Below are 22,023 nucleotides of genomic sequence, written 5' to 3' on the forward strand. Positions count from 1 at the left end.
TCTTTAATTTGATATTTCAATTACATAAATCTTGCCAAAACTTAAGGCGAATAACATTATACCCTTAACTTTGCTACACCTAATGCCTATTCTTAACTTTTAACCCCGTAATAATGAAGCCAGAAACACTTGCTATACATGCTGGAAATTTATATAAAATCAGCACCAAAGATGTAACACCTCCCATAAATCTATCTACCACATTTCTTAGAGATGAAGACGGTGGCTACTCTGGTGGACACATGTATAGTAGAGTAAGTAATCCAAACAGATCAGCACTGGAAAAAGCATTATCAGCGCTCGAAAAAGGTATAGAAGCTTGTGCATTCTCTTCAGGAAACACTGCAGGTATGGCCGTTTTTCAGGCATTAAAATCAGGAAGCCATATCATCGCACCTGACGATATGTATTGGGGCTTTAAAAAACAACTCCAAACTATTTTTAAAGATACTCTTGAAATAGATTTCATAGATCTTACGAACCTTGATAACATTGCAAAGTTCATTAAAAAAAACACTGTTCTTATATGGATAGAAACGCCTTCTAATCCACTATTAAAAATTACAGATATTGCCGGAGTCTCAAAAATTGCCAAAGAGAATAATCTTATACTTGCCTGCGACAGCACTTTTGCTTCACCATGCCTACAAAATCCAATTGATTTCGGGGCTGATATCGTAATGCACTCTTCAACAAAATATATTGGTGGTCATAGTGATGTCCTTGGTGGTGTTCTTATTACAGCCGAAAAAAACGAATTCTGGGAAAAGATCAGGAACATACAGCAAGTTGGTGGTGCAGTGCCCTCTCCTTTTGATTGCTTTCTTTTGGTGAGAAGTATCAAAACTCTAGCATACCGTATGCGTGGACACTGTTCTAACGGAATGGCCTTAGCATTATACCTTGAAAAACACCCAGCTATAGAAGCGGTCTATTACCCAGGTTTAGCAACCCATCCTCAATATGAAATAGCAAAGGTACAAATGACTAGTTTTGGTGGAATGCTTTCTATTTTAGTCAAAGGTGGATCTGATGAAGCCAGAAAAGTGGTCAATAAAGTTAAACTTTTTGCACAGGCGACTAGCTTAGGTGGAGTTGAAAGTTTAATTGAACATCGTGCATCTGTTGAAGGGCCAGACACTAAAACTCCGCAAAATTTAATTCGGATATCTGTAGGACTAGAACACATTGATGATTTAATAGCCGATTTAGATCAGGCATTAGCTGGATAAAGCTTAAGCATTTTATTAAAAAAACAAATTAGAATACTGAAATACAAATAGTTAATAAATATCCAAAATTATATTTTGGATATTTATTAACTTAAATCTACATTTGCATTATCATTTAGCGAAAGCTAATCAAGTCAACCTTCCTTAAGAAAAGGTTTGATTTATAAAGAAGTGGCGAGAGACAGGCTCTTTGACCCACTGGCAACCCTCCCAAAATGGAGAAGGTGCCAATTCCTGACCAAAAGACATGGTGTCATTTGGAAAGATAAATTGAAACAAAATGAAAACTGTAAGAATTACTTCGAATCTATTCAATTATTGTTATGCTCAGCAGGCTAATTGCATGTGCTGTTGCATACTATAATTTACAAATCTTCCATTTGCATTTCAGATTCATACGGAAGGCCTCTTACAGGGGTACGAAAAAACTATATACGTTTCTAAAACTAATTCAAGTAAAACGTATCCATCAAAGAACTTAATAAGAACCACTTATAACTAAATATAAAATGTCAACATCTCACAAATTCGAAACGCTACAAGTACATGCAGGCCAGGAAATTGATCCTACAACAGGTTCAAGGGCTGTTCCTTTATATCAAACTACCTCTTACGGTTTTAAAAACTCTGAGCATGGTGCAAATTTATTTGCACTAAAAGAATTCGGCAACATCTATACAAGGATCATGAATCCGACAACTGATGTTTTCGAAAAAAGAGTAGCAGCTCTTGAAGGTGGTGTTGCAGCTTTGGCAGTAGCATCCGGACAAGCGGCCCAATTCATTGCATTAAATAATATTCTACAAGCAGGTGATAACTTTGTATCATCTTCACATTTATATGGTGGATCATATAACCAATTTAAAGTAAGCTTTAAACGTCTAGGTATTGAAGTTAGATTTGCCAATGGTGATGACGCCAATGATTTTGAATCAAAAATCGATGCAAACACAAAAGCGATATACTTAGAAACCATAGGTAATCCTGCTTTTAGCATAGCTGATTTTGAAAAATTATCTGCTATTGCTAATAAACACGACCTACCATTAATAGTAGACAATACTTTCGGTGCTGCAGGCTACCTATTTAAGCCTTTAGAGCATGGCGCCCACATCGTTGTTCAATCAGCAACTAAATGGATTGGCGGCCATGGGACCAGTATTGGTGGTGTAATCGTTGATGGAGGGAATTATAACTGGGGTAACGGCAAATTCCCTCAATTTACCGATCCATCTGACGGATATCATGGCTTAATTTTTAACGACGTTTTTGGGATTGGTGGTCCTTTTGGCAACATTCAATTCATTATTCGTGCACGTGTTGAAGGATTAAGAGATTTTGGTCCGGCCATCTCTCCTTTCAATTCTTTCCTTTTAATTCAGGGATTAGAAACATTATCATTACGTGTACAACGTCATGTTGATAATACCCTTGCTTTAGCCACTTGGTTAGAGAGCCATGAGGCTGTTAAGAGTGTAAATTATCCAGGACTTGAAAGCAGCCCATACCATGCGAATGCTAAAAAATACTTAAAGAACGGTTTCGGCGCAGTGTTATCTTTTGAATTAAAAGGAGATAAAGAGAAAGCAACCGCATTTGTAGATAGCCTTAAACTTGTGAGTCACCTTGCAAACTTAGGTGATGCAAAAACGCTGATTATACAACCTTCTGCAACTACTCACCAGCAGTTAAGTGATGCTGAACAAGTTGCAGCAGGTATTACGGCGAGCCAGTTGCGTGTTTCTGTAGGAATTGAGCATATAGATGATATTAAAGCTGATTTCGAGCAGGCTTTTGCTACAATAAACAAATAACAGTAAAACGATACAAGATCTAAAGAATGAGCACTACCGCAACATATGTATACACAAAACAATTTAAACTGGAGAACGGTAAGAAACTGCGTAAACTAGAAATTGCTTATCAAACTTATGGCAAATTAAACGCCAAAAAAGATAACGTAATTTGGGTATGCCATGCGCTTACTGCCAATGCAGATGTTTTGGATTGGTGGAAAGGGCTTTTTGGTAATAACGACCTGTTTAATCCTGAGGAACACTTTATCATTTGTGCAAATGTATTAGGTTCTAATTATGGCACTACTAATCCTTTAAGTGTAAATCCGGTAACAGGACAACCTTATTACCTTGCTTTTCCAGAGTTCACCATAAGAGATATGGTAGCTGCTCATCGCTTGCTTGCATCGCATCTTGGTATTCAAGACATTAAAGTATTAATTGGTGGTTCTCTTGGTGGTCAACAGGCTTTAGAATGGGCTATTGCTGATAACAAAAGCATAGAAAATCTAATTCTTGTAGCTACAAATGCAGTACATTCACCATGGGGAATCGCATTTAATGAGAGCCAGCGTTTAGCAATTGGCACTGATCGTACATTTTATGCACAGCAACCTGATGGTGGTCTAAAAGGTTTAAAAGCTGCAAGAAGTATTGCTTTATTATCTTACCGCACTTACGAAGCCTATTCAGCTACTCAATTAGAAAGTGTAAACGACAAAACGGGTTCATTTAGAGCTGCTTCTTATCAGAATTATCAGGGAGAAAAACTATGTAAGCGCTTTAATGCTTACAGCTATTGGTACTTAAGTAAGGCTATGGACAGCCATAATGTTGGTCGTAACAGAAAAAGCATAGTTGATGCTTTATCATTAGTTAAAGCAAACACTTTAGTAATAGGAATTGAAAACGACGTTTTATTCCCGCTTTGTGAACAAGATTTTTTAGCAAAGAATATTCCAGGAGCAGCACTTCAAAGTATTAGCTCTGCTTATGGTCATGATGGTTTTTTAATTGAAACTGACATTTTGACTAACATAATCGGCACATTCTTGAAAGAGAGTGCAAATAAGAAAATAATTAAATTACATAAAACAGCATAGTATTTAGATGAGTAAGAAACTTAAGATCGGTTTATTTGGTTTTGGAGTTGTTGGTCAAGGACTACATGATATTATTCGTGGTCAGGATCTAAACCTTGAAATCGTTAAAATAGCTATTAAAAATCCTGAGAAAAAACGTAGCCTTGACGCACATCTTTTCACCACAAATCATGACGAGATATTAGACAATAGTGAAATCAACACAATAGTTGAATTGATTGATGATGCAGAAGTTGCTTATAACATTGTAAAAAGAGCATTAATTAGTGGCAAGAATGTAGTTTCTGCTAATAAAAAAATGATTGCTACTCATTTGGCTGAGTTGGTTGAGCTGCAGGAGAAACACAACTCTTCACTACTATATGAAGGTGCAGTTTGTGGCAGTATACCCATTATCCGTAATCTTGAAGAGTACTACGATAATGAACTACTTCACGGTATCAGCGGAATATTCAATGGTTCTTCAAACTATATTTTATCTAAAATATTTAATGAAAATCTTGAATATGGTGTTGCATTAAAGCAAGCTCAGGATCTTGGCTTTGCCGAGTCCAACCCTATCCTTGATGTTGGAGGATATGACCCTAAATTTAAACTGGCTATCGCAACTGCTCATGCTTACGGATTATTTATTGATCCAAACAAAATACTTAACATAGGGATACAAAACTTATCTGAGCATGACATTAAATATGCCAGAGAAAAGAACTTTAAGATTAAGCTGGTACCTACTGCACGTAAAATAAGCACTAAGCAGATTGTTACTTATGTATTGCCAAAGTTTGTAAAATCTGATGATTTCTTATTTAATGTAGAAAACGAATATAACGGGGTAACTGTTCAGGCGGCCTTTGCAGATAAGCAATTTTTCTTCGGAAAAGGCGCAGGCGGCCATCCTACCGGAGCAGCCGTTTTATCAGATATAGCTGCATTAAGATATGATTATCGTTATGAGTATAAGAAATATCATCAGCACAATGGATTAGTACATACCGATAATGTAAACATTGAAGTTTATCTGCGTTATACCCATGAGTATACACTGGACAAACTTCAGGTAGATAACATTATTGAGCGGTTCTCCCGCAATGATTACAAATATATAATTGGGAATGTTAGCCTGAAGAGTTTATTGGCTAACCGCGATCTTCTTGAGCAAAAGGATATTTTTATTGCTCATACTGGTAGGTACACTTACACAGATCAGCAAGTCTTAAAGATTTCTGAGGAGGAAGTGTTATTTAACTAGTTATTATTTTTACTTTGTTTTGATAGTGAAAAGGCCCCAAATGGGGCCTTTTACTTTATATTATATTTCTCTGTTCAAATCCCAGTTCTCAAGGTAATCTGCTACCCTTCTAACAAAAGAACCGCCCAGCGCTCCATCTACAACCCTGTGGTCATAAGAAAGTGAAAGGAACATCATATGACGTATGGCTATCACATCACCAAATTCCGTTTCCAATACTGCTGGTTTCTTTTTAATTGCTCCTACAGCTAAAATAGCTACCTGAGGCTGATTAATAATAGGTGTACCCATTACATTACCAAACGAACCTACGTTAGTTAGCGTAAACGTACCATTTTGCGTTTCATCAGGTTTAAGTTTAGAAATACGTGCCCGTTTAGCCAAATCATTTACTGACTTAGTTAAACCAACCAAATTAAACTGATCCGCATTCTTAATAACAGGAACAATCAGATTGCCACTAGGCAAAGCAGCGGCCATTCCAATATTTATATCTTTCTTTTTAATAATCTGGTTTCCGCTTACAGAAACGTTGATCATTGGATAGTCTTTTATTGCTTTAGCAACAGCTTCTATAAACAATGGAGTAAAAGTAATCTTCTCATTTTCTCTTTTTTCGAAGCTATTTTTTACTTTCTCGCGCCACAGAACCAAATTAGTCACATCTGCTTCAACAAATGAGGTTACATGAGGAGAAGTTTGCTTACTCATTACCATATGTTCAGCAATCAGCTTACGCATCCTATCCATCTCTATAATCTCATCACCACCACTCACACTGTGAGATACAGGTTTAATAGGCTGTATACTTGGATTGTTCGTAGGAGCATTAACCACCACCACTGGTTCTGCACTCTTAGCTGTTTCCGAAACAGTGTTACCTAATGATCCACCTGTCTTTTTATTTTGAATATAATTTAACAAGTCATCCTTAGTTAAACGACCTTCTGCACCGGTACCAGATATAGAATCTAGTTCACTTACAGCGATATTCTCCTGCGTAGCGATATTTTTTACCAATGGAGAATAAAAACGATCGGAGCTATTATCTTTCACAGCAGTTCTAACTGTATCATTTGATACCAATTGTTCCGCACCTGGGATACTTTCAACAATAGGTTCGGCGGTATCTTGTGTAGTAACCGGCACATGTTCGTCACCTATAGAATCTGTTTCAATAATTGCAATAACAGTACCTACCTGTACCACTTCATCTTCCTTAAATAACTGTTTAATTAGCTTACCTGCAATTGGCGAAGGAACTTCAGAATCAACCTTATCTGTAGCTATTTCCAGAATCGTATCATCCATCTCTATCATATCTCCGGGCTGTTTAACCCATTTAATGATGGTTGCTTCCGCAACACTTTCCCCCATTTTAGGTAACAATAATTCGTATTGAGCCATTTTTTATTTTATGATTGATATCGGATGCAAAAGTAAAGTATTTTGAACACTTAATCCCCATATTGGTTAAGTTCGTTCAAAATCATGGTCAAAGCCGCTATGGCTGAACGTTCTATGTTTTGAGCTCTTTTGTTTCCAAAATTATAAACCTTTGCGACAACACCCTTGCTGCTAGCTACTGCAATCCACACTGTACCAACAGGTTTACCCGGCATCCCGCCATCCGGACCGGCTATTCCACTTACAGCTACTGCATAGTCTGTTTTAAAATGATCTATTGCTCCCTGAGCCATTTCTTTTACGGTCTGCTCACTCACCGCACCATAATTATTTAGTGTTTCCGGACTAACGCCTAATACCGATTCCTTAAGTTCATAAGAATATACTACCGCCCCGCCTACATAAACTGAGGAGCAACCAGGATGCTGGGTAATAAGGTGAGCAATGTAACCTCCAGTGCAGCTTTCTGCTGTCGAAAGTGTAAGCTTCCTCTTATCCATTATATTTAGAATCGCTTTTTCAAGAGCAATATCTTCTTCTACAACAACGTTTTTCTTTACCCTGGCAATAATCTGTTGTGCATACACCTCAACCTCATCTCTCAATATTGTTTCATTTGTGCCTGTACTGCTCAATCTTAAACGAACTTGCCCTAATCTTGGTAAGTATGCAAGTTTAATATGTTCAGGTAAACTATTTTCAACATCTTCAATCTCAGCAGCAAGAAATGATTCCCCTATATTAGCTGTAAGTATTGTTTTATGAACAATAAAAGGGAGCTTGAATGCACTTTTTAAACGCGGAAGAATTTGTTCCTGCATCAAATACATCATCTCGAACGGAACCCCCGGCATAGATACTATGATGTTACCATTATGTTCAAACCACATGCAAGGCGCTGTTCCGTTTTCATTTTTGATAACAGTACAACCATCTGGCACATCAGCTTGTTTCATATTAGATTCAATCATTGGCTTGTTAAAACGCGTAAAGATTTCAGTAATATGCGCTAATGTTGGTTCATCTCTTCTAAGGCCCATATTAAAATATCTAGCCAAAGTTATTTTAGTAATATCGTCTTTAGTTGGCCCCAAGCCACCTGTAATTAAAATTATCCGGGCTCTTTTTTCTGCAAGCGTTAAAGCTTCAATAATATGATCCCCATCATCAGACACCGAAGTAATTTGTTTTACTTTAATCCCAATCAGATTAAGTTCCTTAGCCATCCAGGCTGAATTGGTGTCTACAATCTGACCAATAAGAATCTCATCCCCTATAGTTATTATTTCAGCTAGCATAAATTCAAATATTAGTATCGGGTATAGTAATTCTTTCTCTTGCTCAGTTTTAGATCCTGAAGTACTGACGCTTTTACTTTGATATCTACAGAATAGAACTGGTACGCTCCAAAAGGAATCCAGCTAAAACTCATATCCCAGCAATGTAAATCTCTGTAGATCGACAATGAGGTTTGAGAGAAGGTACTCGCCTTAAAATCCCAACCCGAGTTAAATTGAACCTTCCATTTCGTGGTAATGTTTGCATCACCATTAAAATTCAATGTATTCGTTATGGTAGAGTTTTGCCCCAACCTATCTGTATTGTAATTAAAAGTATAACTAAAAGCAAAATTCCATGGAATTTTAAAATCTACAAATGCATTAGGATCACGGCTTACTTTGGCTAATTCCTCAGCTTGTTCTGGTGTCATCCCGGTTTTCGCCGCTTTATCCTTTAAATTTTGGTCATTCTCATTCTTCTTCTTTAAAGCCTCAGGGTTTAGGCTGTAGTTAAAGGAGAATCCAAAACTTGTAAGTCGGGGCAATTTACCAACATTCCAAACATACTCATCAAGCAGCTTTCTGCCTACCTTTTTTGTTGCAGCATCTAAAGTATCAGTATATCTATATGGATCTAAAGTACCATAATAATTAACCCCCAATTTATCAGTAAACTGCGATCTTCCACTAAACCCTAACGTCGACAACTTAAAGCTAGGCGCAAGGAAATTATATGAACCACTAATACTTAAACCCTGAATAATTGGAATCTTTTTGTCGCCTTTACCTGTAGTATCTTTTGGAGTTAAAACTTTAGCCTCTACCGTATTATCTAAACTAAAAGAAATTGAAGCATTACGTCCAGCCCCAGGAAATCCGTAAGGTGACCCTTCAAAGATTGAATATTTTTGTTGCTTTCCATCAAAACCGATCTTTGGCCTTCCGTCAGTATAATAAGCATTCTTATAATATCCTTTAGCTATATCAGAAAAATCAGGTCTGTAACTAAAACTCACCTGAGGCGTCATTACATGCCTCAAAGCTTTAAAATTACCAAATTTGGTAAACTGAGCAGTACTGTAAACCTTTGTAGAAACACCCATATTCAAGCTATACTCTCCATTGCGCTTAAAACCGGGTACCGTATCAATAATTTCCTGATCACTGCTATTCAGCACTTTCAAATAAGATTTCCTTATAGTTTGAAATTGCCACCTCTCCGTATAAGATACCCCTGTATTGAAATTAAAATAATTCAATATATTAAATGCCATATTTACTGGGATCTGGTGACTAACACCATTCTTAAATTTATTAAGTGACTCTCTTTTGAATAACTGATCTTCAGTTGTGGATATGGTATTGCTGGCCTGCATATTATAACCTACAGTGATTTTCTGATACCATTTTTGCTCACCCAGCCTATCTTTAGAATCAAATGGATTAAAAGTAGGCACACTTAAACTTATGTCTGGCAACTGTAAACTCACCGTTTTATTTTGTGTTTCTTGAGAACCTGAGGCCGCAACACCGAGAGTTATTCCATTACCAAATATCTTCCCATAAGATATTGATGATCTTAAAGTATTTTTAGTAAACTGGCTATAATCATAGCTGCTCCCTCCAGCAGTATTTTGATTAAATGAACTTGTACCTGCATCTACTGAGGCAGAAAACGTAGTACCTGGCCTGGCATTTGCATTTTGTGTATGTGTCCACTGTAAGTTAAAATCCTTTCTAGGTTCGTACTCCGGAGTTCCTTCCAAGCCATACCTTGAGTTTGAATACCTAAAATTTATATTTCCGTTATACTTATATCTTTTAGTATAGTTAGACAACAAAGTCCCCTCATATGAGCCTCTGGTATAAATTGTAGCAAGCATTTTTGCATCCCAATAATCATTTAAGCCTAGGTAGTACCCTCCTTCCCGAAGAAAAAAGCCCCGAGTAGCATCTTCTCCCGGACTTGGTAAAATAACTCCCGACGACTTCTTATTAGGCTTGGGAAAAAATGCAAATGGCAAACCAATAGGCAATGGAATGTCCTCTATCTTTAAATATACAGGCCCCGTAATAATTTGCTTTTCTGTTACAATACCTTTTGTAATATAAATCCCGAAGTGCGGATGGGGCAAATTACAAGTACTATAAGTTTGACCTTTACTATGAATTTCATCATCAGGTTGCTTTTTTGCTTTACCTCCAGTGAAGAAACCACCTTCCTGCTCAGTAAATACTCCCCATATACGTCCAACACTGGTTTCAGTATTATAGAATATTGAATCTGCAAGCGATGTAGATTGCCCGGTCATTTTAAAAATTGGTCTACCTACATACTTACCCTTAGCATCCGTTCTTCCACTGGCATAAATCAGTTTCGTTTTGGAATTATAGGTAATATAGTCTGCATCCAATTCAATACCCTGATATTTAACCCTGGCATTTCCGTACAGATAAACCATTTCGTTTTCCTTATCAAAATAACTGGAATCCCGAGCGGAGTATTCAATTTTCTCACTAACTACCGTATCTTTTGGCGCGCTTTGTGCGTTACCTTTTTTAGTTGTATCTACCTGTTTAGTTATTTGCCGCCATGAAAAACTGTTCAACGCAAGTGCCCGATTACCAACAGATGTTAATAAAACAAGGAAGTTTAAAAAAATGATGTACCGTAAAAGTTTCAAATTCGTGTGTGAATGTTATTTTTGCATTAATGTTTAATCCAAAACGTTCAAAATTAATGAAAAATATACCATTGCTCAGACCAAATGCAATTTTGATTGTATTTATTTCTGCAGTTATTATTACTCTATCTAATTATCAGGCATTTACGCAAGAATATAAAATAAAAACTATCGTTATTGATGCCGGGCACGGCGGAAAAGATGGAAGTACAAGGGGCGCCTACTCTACAGAAAAAGATGTTGCTCTTAAAACTGCTTTACACCTTGGGGCAGCAATTGAAGCCAATTTGAAGGATGTAAAAGTGATTTATACCCGAACTGAAGACGTTTTTATTCCTCTTTATGAACGTATTGCTATTGCAAACAATGCAAAAGCAGACCTTTTCATTTCTATTCATTGTAATGATATGCCAGTATACAGATCAACTGTAGTAACCGGCTATAGAAAAAACAGCAGAGGAAAAAGAGTTCCAATAACGAGTACAGTTAGCAGAAAAAGCACATCTACAAGAGGCGTTGAAACCTTTGTTTCGGGTATGGGTCGTGTAAATGAGCAAGACGAAGCGATTAAGAGAGAGAATGCCTCTATATTTTTAGAGGAGAACTATAAAGAAAACTATGAAGGTTTCGACCCAAATAATCCTGAAAATTTTATCATCCTCTCTTTAATGAAAAATACTTTCAGAACTCAAAGCTTAAAATTAGCGAAGTTAGTACAAGACCAGTATGTTAACGTAGGTCGTATTGATCGCGGGGTTCAGGAGAAAAGTCTTGCAGTTTTGGCGCGTGCAGGTATGCCTGCAATATTAACCGAAATTGGTTTTATCAGTAATCCCGAAGAAGAGGATTACATGAATTCTGAAGCCGGTCAAAAAGAAATTACCGATTGTCTTTTAAAGGCAATTGAAAACTATAAAAAGAGCATAGAAGGATAAATAAGTTAAATCAATAACAATTATTAGATGAGTGTAAAGAAAAATGCAACCCTGTTATTACTATTATGTTTATTTAACGCTCAACTAATATACGCCCAAACTTATAAAGTTAAAACCATTGTCATCGATGCCGGACACGGTGGCAGTAAACCTGGCGCTAGAGGCAGTTATTCATTAGAGAAAAATGTGGCGCTGAAAGTGGCCTTAAAACTAGGCAGAAAACTTGAGGATGAACTACCAGGAGTTAAAATCCTTTATACCAGAAAAACAGATATAGATGTAGATTTCTACAAAAGAGCTGCCCTGGCAAATGACAACCAAGCAGACCTTTTCATTTCTATTCACTGTAATTCAATGCCCGACAAAAGGGTTGTTACAGGCTATACAAAAACCAAAAAAGGCAAAAAAGTCCCAAAATACGCTTATGTAAAAAATAAAAGCACAAGTGGTACAGAAACGTTTGTGGCAGGATCTCACCGCTTAAATGAGCAAGATGCTGCGATTAGAGAGAATGAAGATATTAAGCTTGAAAAAAATTATAAGCAAAATTACAACGGATATGATCCTAATGATCCCGAAACATTTATTATACTATCTTTGTTCAAAAATATATTTAGGGATAAAAGTCTGAAACTAGCTAAATTGATTCAAGACAATTATACTCACGATGACAATAGAGTAAACCGAGGAGTTAAGGAACAAGGTGTTTTAATTCTTCAAAGATGCGGGATGCCGGCGGTACTAACAGAAATTGGATTTATTTCTAACCCTTCAGAAGAAGAATATATGAATTCAGCGCATGGTCAGGAGGAGATTGTTAATTCAATCTACAAGGCAATAAAAACTTATAAAAAGGAAACCGAAACAAATTAAGTAAATACATACCAAGAACATACACTGAATGAAAATAGCAAACGAAACCAAAGTAGGCATATTAGCTGCCTTTTCTATTGCCCTGTTAATTATCGGCTATAACTTTTTAAAAGGGAATGCCATTTTTTCAAGTGAAACTGTTTTATATGCAAAATATTCACGTGTTGATGGGCTTGCGGTATCCAAACCCGTTTTAATTAACGGTTACCAGATTGGACGTGTAGATAAACTACAATTGCTAACTGACGGATCTATCTTAGCTACCCTTAAAATTAAAGGCAAATACGAAATCCCAAGAAATAGTGTAGCTAAGCTTGAAAGTACGGACCTTTTAGGTAGTAAAGCTATTGTTATGGCTTTGGGTTCAGGAAGTGATTTTGCACAAGATGGCGATACACTAAACGCTAATGTGCAAAAAGGTATTCTTGAAACAGTACAGCCTGTTCAGAAAAAAGCAGAGTTAATTATAGGTAAAATGGACTCCATCCTTACAAGTGTAAACTCAATTTTAAATCCGAACTTCCAAAAGAATGTAGACAAAAGCTTTAACAGCATAGCCTCTACCCTTTCTTCTTTAGAGTCTACCTCTAAAAAAGTAGATAATCTGGTAGGCTCAGAAGGTACTCGCATCTCTGCAATTCTAGCTAATGTAGAAGCAATTTCGGGCAACCTTAAGCAAAACAATGCTAAAATATCCGCTATATTGAACAACATAAATTCAATAACGGATCAGGTAGCTGCAGCTAATTTTAAACAAACTATAGACAATGCAAACAAAGCTGTTGTAGATCTTCAAAGTATTGTAGGTAAAATCAATAGTGGTGAAGGAACACTAGGCTTGTTAGTTAATGACACAAAAATGTATGATAACTTAAACAATGCATCGAAAAGTCTGGATAACCTAATGATAGATTTAAAAGAGAATCCTAAACGTTATGTTCACTTCTCAATATTTGGTGGCGGAAAAAAGGATAAATAATTATAATAAAGGTTAACAAAAAAGACCGTTTCATTAATGAAGCGGTCTTTTTTGTTAATGCTAATCTTATATCGTATAAGTATTCCCCTCTATTGCCAGCTCAGTATTTTCAAAAACAGATTTCGCTTCATCCAAAAGAGGCTGCAAAGTCTTGTATCTCGACGAAAAGTGTCCGATGAGTAATTTGGCCGCTCCAGTTATATCAGCTATCTCACCAGCCTGTAAAGCTGTTGTATGATGCGTTACATTTGCCCTATCTAACATCTCATGTAAAAACGTAGCTTCATGGTATAGCAAATCGCAATCTGAAATACAGCTAAAGTACCTTTCATCAAATAGTGTATCAGAACAATACCCATATTTTCTCGGGGTATCAGAATCCATAGTATAGTCCTTATTCAGGATAACCCTGCCATCAGGCAAGTTAAGATCTACCCCTCTTTTAAGCAAAGGATAATACTCAATATCTATTTGATCCTCCTCCAGTTTTTCGACAATAAGCTTACGCAATCTTTTCTTTTGAGTAAACTTAAAGCCAGTGCAAGGAATTCTATGATTTAATACAAAAGATTCCACAACAAGATCTGCATTTTCAAAAATCTGGGCAGATTCATTGGCCTGAGTTACAACAAACTCAATTGGATACCTGATTATAGTCTCCGAATATTTAAATTGAAGTGCAAGAATTTCCTGCAACGGCTCAGGACCAAATATTTTAATAGGCTTAACACGACCGTTTAAATGCAGACTCGATAACAAACCTATCAAACCAAAATAGTGGTCGCCATGTAAATGGCTTATAAACACATAATCTATCTTACTTGCTTTAAAGCCATACTTGATCAATTGCTGCTGAGTACCCTCACCACAATCAATCAAGTAAAACTTCTCATTACAGTTTAATAGCTGTGAAGTAGGATTTCTATTATATACGGGTGTTGCAGAGCTGCTCCCTAAAATAGTAACCTCAAATTTCATTAATCTTTATCTACACTCCCTAGCAACTCTTTTTCTATTTCTTCCATAAAGATCAGATCAGTTGCTTCATCAAGTTTTGATACAATAGTTAAAGATTGGTCTAAATTGGACATTTCCAATATTTTAGCTACAACCTCATTTATTCCTGTTACAATGAACAATCCATTAGATTTTTTGCAAAGTCTATCTCCAACAAGTAAACTGCTCAAATCCTGAGAGTCATCACATTGCTTTATAGATGATAAATCTAATACGATATTACGATATCCTTCTGTATTCAATAAGATGAATTCAGATTTCAATTTCGGGGTATTGTCATTTGTAAACTTAGATTCATTAAGCTTCAAAACAACATACTTTTCATGCTTATCTACTGAAAATTTCATGATATTGATTTATTTAGTTTGATACGAATGTAGTTAAAATTCTATTATTTATTTAATATTTGGAGTCGATTGTACACCTACGCCGAAAAGAGCTGATTTAAAGAATCGGCTACGTTTTTCTCTATTCTGTTCACAACATCAGCAGCTTCATTCTTAACAAACTTATCTCCTGTTATTTGTTCATAAAGCTCAATGTAACGATCAGAAATAGAGCTCACAATTTCAAGGGTCATTACAGGAACTGTTTGTCCGTCTTTACCTTGAAAACCGTTTTCTATTAACCATTTTCTCACAAACTCTTTCGACAATTGTTTCTGTGGCTCATTTTTATACTGTCTCTCTGCATAACCTTCAGCATAAAAATAACGCGAAGAATCAGGGGTATGAATCTCATCAATTAAATAAATATCTGAACCAACTTTACCAAATTCATATTTAGTATCAACCAGGATAAGACCGCGCTCTGCAGCCATTTGCGTACCACGCTCATACAATGCATAAGTATAGTTTTCCAAATGAGCATAATCTTCTGCAGAAACAATCCCTTTGGCCAGAATGTCCTCTTTTGATATATCCTCATCATGACCAACAGATGCCTTAGTTGTAGGTGTTATAATTGGCTTAGGCAACTTATCATTCTCCTTTAAGCCTTCAGGCAATGACACACCACAAACGCTGCGTTTTCCTGCACTATACTCTCTCCAGGCATGTCCTGCTAAATAGCCTCTAACTACCATCTCCACTTTAAACGGTTCACAAATACGACCAATTGTAACCATTTCATCAGGCACCTCAATAACCCAATTTGGAACAATATCTTTAGTTGCACCTAAAAATTTAGCTGCTATCTGGTTCAATACTTGTCCTTTAAAGGGTATTGCCTCAGGTAAAACCACATCAAATGCAGATATCCTGTCAGTTACTACCATTGCCATAAACTGGTTATTAATGGTATAAACATCCCTCACTTTTCCTTTGTAAAAATTTGTCTGCTTAGGGAAGCTAAAATTTGTTTCTTTAATTGCTGTCATTTTATTTTTAGTAGTTAGTACTTAGTAATTAAATCAAGGTCTCTAATTACTAAGTACACGTTTCTAATTGCAAATATCTAAATATTAATTCCCAAGTACCAATACCAATGTCTAAATACTAAGTGCTAATATCTAAATACTAGTTTTACTGAATATCACCGTAAGCCTTCAATATTCTTTTAACAAGTTTATGCCTTACAACATCCTCCCCTGTCAAGTAAATAATATCGATGCCCGGTATATCATCGAGAATACGCAGTGCGTTATGTAAACCCGACATCTGTTTCTTCGGTAAATCTATTTGTGTTACATCACCAGTTACAATGAATTTAGCTGATGGCCCCATACGGGTCAAAAACATTTTCAGTTGTAAATCAGTAGAGTTCTGTGCCTCATCTAAAATCACAAAACAGTTATCCAGTGTCCTTCCACGCATAAATGCCAATGGAGCAATCTCGATAGTCCTGTTTTCAATATATAACTTAAGTTTTTCAGCAGGGATCATATCATCCAATGCATCATACAACGGACGCAAATAAGGATCAACCTTTTCTTTCAAATCTCCAGGTAAAAACCCAAGATTTTCTCCCGCCTCAACAGCAGGTCTGGTTAATATGATACGCTTAATCTCTTTATTTTTTAATGCTCTTACAGCAAGTGCAACGGCAGTATAAGTTTTTCCGGTTCCGGCAGGGCCGATAGCAAATAACACATCATTCTTATTGATGCTCTCCACCATCCTCCGCTGATTCGCGGTTCTTGCTTTTACCATTAAACCATTGGTACCAAACACAATGACTTCTCCACCTCCCCCATTGCTTGTTTTTTCAGCAGCAGGTTGGTCGGCCGACTGTACTTTTTTTGAAACCAGAATGGACTCAACATCATTCGCCGTTAAAGAGCTATACTTCTCTAACTGGCTAATCAGTTGACCATACTTTTTCTCAAAAACTTTAAGTTCCTGTTCATCACCAAGTACCTTTACTTCATTACCTCTTGCCACAATTTTTAATTTCGGAAAAGCACTCTTAACTAGCTCGTAATGCTCGTTGTTAGCACCCCAAAATTGTACCGGATCTACCGATTCTAATGTTAGTTTTAGTTCGTTCAAAATATTGTTTTTTAGATTGGAGTGTATATTTTGATTTAAAAGTTGAATATTTGTACGCGTTTTACCACCTACGCAAGATTAAGAATAAATATTCAATTTTTAATGGCCATTATTACTTTAACAACAGATTTAGGTTCTAAAGATTTCTATCAGGCTGCCCTTAAGGGTAGTATCCTGAGTATCCTGCCTACAGCTACAATTGTTGATGTAACTCACGAAGTGCCGTCCTTTAATATTTCGCATGCGGCATTCGTCCTAAAGAACGTTTATCCTTACTTTCCAAAGGGAACTGTGCACCTTATTGGTATCGATTCTGTATTCAGCGAAAACACAAAATATATAGCACTTAAACACAAAGATCATTTCTTTGTTGGTGCCGACAATGGCATCTTCTCCTTACTTTTTAATGAAAAGCCTGAAGAAATTGTAGAGCTTAATATCATGCAGGATCTAAAATATCTTCACTTCCCATTGGTTGATATCTTTGTTAAAGCAGCAACTCAACTTGCCAAAGGCGCTAAACTTAGGGACATTGGTGTAGCCACTGATAGTATTGAAGAAAGAATGTTATTAAATCCCGTAATCGAACGAGATATCATCAGGGGTAGCGTGATCTATATCGACACTTTCTGTAATGTAATCACCAACATCACAAAAGATCTTTTTACTAAAATCCAGCGTAATCGCGATTTCACATTGTACTTCAGAAAAAGTGAAACCATTACTCAATTAAGCTGGCATTACAATGAGGTTCCTGAAGGAGAAAAGCTTTGCCTTTTTGGCATAAGCAACCACCTGGAAATTGCCATAAATAAAGGGAAAGCCAGTGGTTTATTAGGTCTACACCTCAACGATATCATCAGGATCGAGTTTCATCCTTAAAAAATCTACTATATTTACAATACAAAGCTAAGGCATGGAGTTTGCTTGTTCCTTAAAAACATTTAATCATGATTAAAAACGTATTGCTTATTATTTTTCTTTTTAGCACTTCTTTACAAGCCGCAACTTTTCAAACAGATACAACTGCTTATCAAACACAAAGATTAAAAGTAAATGCACTACTAAATGAAAGAAGCGCCAAATTTGGCCAGTACGATCAAAGTTTAGATACCAGAACTGGAATATTTGGATTTCAAACCAAAGACGATATAAAGAATTCAAATGAAATATTACGCCAGATTGTTTTAAACGACAACAACATCTTTAAAGAGCTCAAAATACTAATGAACTACAAAGATGAAGAGGTTAAACGTATTAAAAATGAAGCGAGTAGCAGCAGCAGTAGAATTGAGAACTACAAAGCTTCTATAAAGAAATTGCAAGATCAAAATGAGCAATTAAAGAAAGATTTTGTCGCTGCAAATAAAGAAAAACAGATTACAAATTATGTAGTTATGTTTCTTACCCTTACCTTATTTGTAGCCTGTTATTTATTCTACAAAAAACTTAAAAAAACATAATGCAAAAAGCAGTCTTTAAAATTCTTTTAAAAATCAACAAAGCTATTTTGCCAAGTCTTTATAAAAAAGACCCGCTTAAACTAACTACATTCCAAAAAGCAATATTAGGTTACAGATACTGGGTTTTAACTCAATCTCTTAATTAAAATAGTTGGTTAATAGCCCTACCAAAAATTTAGGCTCAACCCATGTCGATTTCGGAGGCATCACCCCATTGGCATCTGCCACGGCAATAACTTGATCTATTGAAACTGGGAATAAGGTAAAAGCTAAAGTATAAAGCCCATTATCAACCTTCTGCTGAAGTTCAGAAACTGAGCTAGCTCCTCCCTCAAACGTAATACGGGCATCAGTTCTTGGATCATTTATATTTAAAATCGGAGCAAGAATAAAATCCTGAAGAATACTTACATCTAATGTTTTAACAGGATCATTCTTATCATAAATTGCTGTTTTTGGCTCAAGAACATACCATTTCCCATTAAAATACATTCCTATTTTATGCAATTGATCAGGCTTAACAGCATTGTGCGATTCCTGTACTAAAAACGATTGTTTTAATAGTCCAATCAATAGCTCAGGATTCAAATCATCCAAGTCCCGAATCAGCCTGTTAAATTCAAATATTTTAACCTCACGAGTATTCATATAAACCGTAGTAAAATAATTGTAAGCTTCCATTCCCGTATGCATACCATTATTTAAAGCTTGTTTATGCATTCCCATCTTTGCCATCGAGGCTGCCCTGTGATGCCCATCAGCAATATAAACACTAGGAATATTACCAAAAGCGAAAACCAGTTTTTTTAAATCCTGATCATCACAAATCGCCCATACCTGATGTGTTGTGCCGTCGGCAAATGTAAAATCAAGGTCAGGTTTAAGCTGGGTGTATCTTTCAGTGATCGAATCGATAATCTGATCCGGATGATAGGTAATTAATACTGGGTTAGCATCCAGTCCAGTTTGCTGTAGATAGTCCGCCAGAAGCTTCTCTCTGCGCTCTACTGTAGATTCATGCTTCCTTATCCTCCCCTCCAAATAATCTTTAATATGAGTAAGCGTCCAGATGCCAGTTTGCACCAGTCCGTTATGTTTCACTCTATAAATATAAATGGCAGGTTTGTCCTGTTTAACAAGAAATTGATGGTCAAGAAACCCCTCAAGGTTCTCACTAATTTTTTTATAAACTAACTCTTCTCTTGTACCCCTTAAATATGGATTATCGAGTTCCGGACTGATCAGATGAAGAAAAGTACACTTACTTTCAGAAGCAATTAATCTTGCTTCGCCTATGCTATAATTTTCAAGCGGCCTAGTTACAACCTGAGATTGTAAGTTTACTGCAGGTTTAAGCGCGCAGAAAGGCTTTATAAGGGGCATACTTTTTATGAATATGGTCAAAGCTATACAAAAATATAGCTTTGACCAATAGTCTTATTTATTAAAATGCTCAATAATTAATGAAGCAAGTTCAGTTCCTATACGCTCCTGAGCTTCATTAGTAGCCGCTCCAATATGAGGAGTTAAAGAGATTTTAGCATGTTGTAAAATAGCAGCACGTGGAGTAGGCTCGTCATCGAACACGTCTAAACCAGCAAAAGATACTTTACTACTGTCTAAAGCAGCAATTAATGCTTCTTCATCAATAGTACCGCCTCTTGAGCAGTTTACAACACCAACACCTTGTTTCATTTTAGCAAACTCATCTGCACCTAAAATAGGTTTATCAGCAAATGGAGTATGTAAGCTAATGAAATCACTGTTTGCAATTACTTCATCCAATGACACTGTTTTGAATGGAATCTCAACAGAGACACCACCTTGAAAAGTCAATGGTAAAGTGCCTTCAGCAGGATAAAGATCGTAAGCCAATACATTCATACCTAACCTAAGGGCAACCTTAGCAGTTTCACGACCAATACGACCGAAACCGATGATACCCATAGTTTTACCTTGAAGTTCAACACCACCAGCATATGCTTTCTTTAAAGCATTGAATTTGGTAGCTCCTTCAACAGGCATTTTTCTATTTGAATCCTGTAAAAAACGGATACCGGTAAACAAATGTGCAAATACCAATTCAGCAACAGATAACGAAGAAGCTGCAGGTGTATTTACCACTGCAACACCCTTACTACGGGCATATTCAACGTCAATATTATCCATACCTACGCCGCCTCTGCCAATCAATTTAATGTTAGGCACCTGATCAATCAGTTCTTTACGTAATTTGGTAGCACTTCTAACTGTAATACCATCATAGTTTTTTAAAGCTTCAACCAATTGATCCTGAGGAACAGTTTCGGTATCAACAACAAAACCTGCTTTTTCTAATAACGCTTTACCGATAGGATCAATCCCATCGTTTGCAAGTATCTTAATCATTAATTTATATTTTATTTGGTGTTTTTTTCAGCAAAAATCTGCATTAATTCAACTAGTGTGTGAACACTTGTAATTGGAAGTGCATTGTAAATAGAGGCTCTAAAACCACCAACACTTCTATGTCCTTTAATACCTTCAATTCCGTTCTCTTCAGCAAATTTCAAGAATGGTTTTTCAAGCTCAGGATTTTCCATCACAAAACAAACATTCATTCTAGAACGATCTTCAACCGCACAAGTTCCTTTGAACAATGGGTTTCTATCGATCTCAGTATACAAAGCCTGAGCTTTTGCTTTATTTTCTTTTTCAATCTCAGCAACACCACCTTTAGATTTTAACCATCTTAAGTTAAGCATAGCTACATATATAGAAAATACCGGAGGAGTATTGTACATAGAACCACCATCGATATGAACTTTATAATCAAGCATAGAAGGGATTTTTCTACCTGATTTACCTAAGATCTCATCTTTAACGATTACAACCGTTAAACCAGCTGGACCGATATTTTTTTGAGCTCCTGCATAGATCAAATCATATTGAGAAACATCAATTACTCTACTCATGATATCCGAAGACATATCACAAACTACAGGAATATTGGTTTCAGGTAAGCTGAACATTTCTGTTCCATAAATAGTGTTGTTAGAAGTGCAGTGGAAATAAGCACTGTCTTCAGGAATACTATAATCTTTAGGAATAAAGGTAAAGTTTGATTCTTTTGAAGAAGCAACAATGTTTGCTTTACCAAAAGTAGATACCTCTTTAATAGCTTTATTTGCCCAAACGCCTGTCTCCAGATAGCTGGCAGTTTTTCCTTCAGGCAATAAGTTCATTGGAACCATTGCAAACTGCAAACTTGCACCGCCTTGTAAAAATAAAACAGAATATCCGGAAGGTACGTTTAATAATTCCTTAACTAATTTTTCTGCTTCTGCTACCACACCTTCAAATTCAGATGTGCGATGAGAGATTTCTAAAATGGATAAACCATCTTTAAAATCTAGAACTGCTTGTGCTGCTTGCTTAAATACTTCCTGAGGTAAAATACAGGGGCCTGCGCCGAAATTGTGTCTCATTTTTATAGTGATTTTTAATGCTTGTAAATGTAACAGTTTTATATTATTT

Annotated in this window: 19 protein-coding genes and 1 riboswitch; of the genes, 9 read left to right on the forward strand and 10 right to left on the reverse strand. The window is 36.3% G+C overall.

What is annotated here, in order from left to right:
* Positions 1 to 113 precede the first annotated feature (113 nt).
* The 4 genes from J1905_RS21715 to J1905_RS21730 all read left to right on the forward strand — a co-directional run bounded on the left by J1905_RS21715 (position 114) and on the right by J1905_RS21730 (position 5,380).
* A complete protein-coding gene (locus J1905_RS21715; protein WP_214229312.1) occupies positions 114 to 1,232 on the forward strand; it encodes a trans-sulfuration enzyme family protein in 1,119 nt (372 codons plus the stop codon).
* A gap of 158 nt (positions 1,233 to 1,390) precedes the next feature.
* Positions 1,391 to 1,504, forward strand: a riboswitch (SAM riboswitch).
* A gap of 237 nt (positions 1,505 to 1,741) precedes the next feature.
* The gene (locus J1905_RS21720) at positions 1,742 to 3,046 is read left to right on the forward strand and encodes an O-acetylhomoserine aminocarboxypropyltransferase/cysteine synthase family protein (protein WP_214229313.1); all 1,305 of its coding nucleotides are present in this window, start codon (positions 1,742 to 1,744) and stop codon (positions 3,044 to 3,046) included.
* Between the two features lie 26 nt (positions 3,047 to 3,072).
* Entirely contained in the window at positions 3,073 to 4,131 is a 1,059-nt protein-coding gene (locus J1905_RS21725) for a homoserine O-acetyltransferase family protein (RefSeq protein WP_214229314.1), read from the forward strand.
* 7 nt (positions 4,132 to 4,138) lie between these two features.
* On the forward strand, positions 4,139 to 5,380 hold the full coding sequence (locus J1905_RS21730; RefSeq protein ID WP_214229315.1) for a homoserine dehydrogenase: 1,242 nt from the start codon (positions 4,139 to 4,141) through the stop codon (positions 5,378 to 5,380).
* Positions 5,381 to 5,440: 60 nt separating this feature from the next.
* Here the strand turns inward: J1905_RS21730 and J1905_RS21735 are convergent, their stop codons facing one another.
* From J1905_RS21735 to J1905_RS21745, 3 genes are read right to left on the reverse strand one after another with little or no spacing between them, the layout of a single operon-like run.
* On the reverse strand, positions 5,441 to 6,787 hold the full coding sequence (locus J1905_RS21735; RefSeq protein ID WP_214229316.1) for a dihydrolipoamide acetyltransferase family protein: 1,347 nt from the start codon (positions 6,785 to 6,787) through the stop codon (positions 5,441 to 5,443).
* A 50-nt stretch (positions 6,788 to 6,837) separates the two neighbouring features.
* Positions 6,838 to 8,085 (reverse strand): competence/damage-inducible protein A, encoded by a 1,248-nt coding sequence (locus J1905_RS21740; protein WP_214229317.1) that lies wholly within the window; start codon positions 8,083 to 8,085, stop codon positions 6,838 to 6,840.
* A gap of 11 nt (positions 8,086 to 8,096) precedes the next feature.
* A complete protein-coding gene (locus J1905_RS21745) occupies positions 8,097 to 10,751 on the reverse strand; it encodes a putative LPS assembly protein LptD (protein WP_214229318.1) in 2,655 nt (884 codons plus the stop codon).
* A gap of 56 nt (positions 10,752 to 10,807) precedes the next feature.
* Here J1905_RS21745 and J1905_RS21750 point away from each other — a divergent pair, with 56 nt between their 5' ends.
* Genes J1905_RS21750 through J1905_RS21760 form a run of 3 tightly spaced genes read left to right on the forward strand, consistent with a single transcriptional unit; the run spans position 10,808 to position 13,538 of the window.
* The gene (locus tag J1905_RS21750) at positions 10,808 to 11,686 is read left to right on the forward strand and encodes an N-acetylmuramoyl-L-alanine amidase family protein (protein ID WP_502928757.1); all 879 of its coding nucleotides are present in this window, start codon (positions 10,808 to 10,810) and stop codon (positions 11,684 to 11,686) included.
* A 27-nt stretch (positions 11,687 to 11,713) separates the two neighbouring features.
* Complete coding sequence (locus tag J1905_RS21755) at positions 11,714 to 12,559, forward strand: N-acetylmuramoyl-L-alanine amidase family protein (protein WP_214229320.1); 846 nt, start codon at positions 11,714 to 11,716, stop codon at positions 12,557 to 12,559.
* Positions 12,560 to 12,587: 28 nt separating this feature from the next.
* On the forward strand, positions 12,588 to 13,538 hold the full coding sequence (locus J1905_RS21760) for an MlaD family protein (RefSeq protein ID WP_214229321.1): 951 nt from the start codon (positions 12,588 to 12,590) through the stop codon (positions 13,536 to 13,538).
* A gap of 66 nt (positions 13,539 to 13,604) precedes the next feature.
* Here J1905_RS21760 and J1905_RS21765 read toward each other — a convergent pair whose 3' ends face one another.
* The 4 genes from J1905_RS21765 to J1905_RS21780 all read right to left on the reverse strand — a co-directional run bounded on the left by J1905_RS21765 (position 13,605) and on the right by J1905_RS21780 (position 17,044).
* Positions 13,605 to 14,516 carry a ribonuclease Z gene (locus J1905_RS21765; protein WP_214229322.1) on the reverse strand — a complete coding sequence of 304 codons (912 nt, stop codon included), beginning with the start codon at positions 14,514 to 14,516 and terminating at the stop codon, positions 13,605 to 13,607.
* Positions 14,516 to 14,902 (reverse strand): STAS domain-containing protein, encoded by a 387-nt coding sequence (locus tag J1905_RS21770; RefSeq protein ID WP_108203933.1) that lies wholly within the window; start codon positions 14,900 to 14,902, stop codon positions 14,516 to 14,518. Before J1905_RS21770 ends, J1905_RS21765 begins: the two co-directional genes overlap by 1 nt.
* A gap of 77 nt (positions 14,903 to 14,979) precedes the next feature.
* Complete coding sequence (locus J1905_RS21775; RefSeq protein WP_214229323.1) at positions 14,980 to 15,933, reverse strand: phosphoribosylaminoimidazolesuccinocarboxamide synthase; 954 nt, start codon at positions 15,931 to 15,933, stop codon at positions 14,980 to 14,982.
* A 145-nt stretch (positions 15,934 to 16,078) separates the two neighbouring features.
* Entirely contained in the window at positions 16,079 to 17,044 is a 966-nt protein-coding gene (locus tag J1905_RS21780) for a PhoH family protein (RefSeq protein WP_214229324.1), read from the reverse strand.
* Between the two features lie 102 nt (positions 17,045 to 17,146).
* On the opposite strand from J1905_RS21780, the gene J1905_RS21785 reads away from it, so the two are divergent.
* Both J1905_RS21785 and J1905_RS21790 read left to right on the forward strand, forming a co-directional pair.
* On the forward strand, positions 17,147 to 17,926 hold the full coding sequence (locus J1905_RS21785) for an SAM hydrolase/SAM-dependent halogenase family protein (protein WP_173089263.1): 780 nt from the start codon (positions 17,147 to 17,149) through the stop codon (positions 17,924 to 17,926).
* Positions 17,927 to 17,994: 68 nt separating this feature from the next.
* Positions 17,995 to 18,507 carry a hypothetical protein gene (locus tag J1905_RS21790; RefSeq protein WP_214229325.1) on the forward strand — a complete coding sequence of 171 codons (513 nt, stop codon included), beginning with the start codon at positions 17,995 to 17,997 and terminating at the stop codon, positions 18,505 to 18,507.
* A 138-nt stretch (positions 18,508 to 18,645) separates the two neighbouring features.
* Here the strand turns inward: J1905_RS21790 and J1905_RS21795 are convergent, their stop codons facing one another.
* From J1905_RS21795 to serC, 3 genes are read right to left on the reverse strand one after another with little or no spacing between them, the layout of a single operon-like run.
* Positions 18,646 to 19,890 (reverse strand): DUF1015 domain-containing protein, encoded by a 1,245-nt coding sequence (locus J1905_RS21795; RefSeq protein ID WP_214229326.1) that lies wholly within the window; start codon positions 19,888 to 19,890, stop codon positions 18,646 to 18,648.
* 54 nt (positions 19,891 to 19,944) lie between these two features.
* Positions 19,945 to 20,895 (reverse strand): D-2-hydroxyacid dehydrogenase, encoded by a 951-nt coding sequence (locus J1905_RS21800; RefSeq protein WP_214229327.1) that lies wholly within the window; start codon positions 20,893 to 20,895, stop codon positions 19,945 to 19,947.
* An 11-nt stretch (positions 20,896 to 20,906) separates the two neighbouring features.
* Positions 20,907 to 21,974, reverse strand: a complete 1,068-nt coding sequence (gene serC, locus J1905_RS21805; protein WP_173089259.1) for a 3-phosphoserine/phosphohydroxythreonine transaminase — start codon at positions 21,972 to 21,974, stop codon at positions 20,907 to 20,909.
* Positions 21,975 to 22,023: the final 49 nt, after the last annotated feature.

The sequence above is a fragment of the Pedobacter sp. B4-66 genome, assembly GCF_018492665.1.
In the GTDB taxonomy this organism is placed as follows: Bacteria; Bacteroidota; Bacteroidia; order Sphingobacteriales; family Sphingobacteriaceae; genus Pedobacter.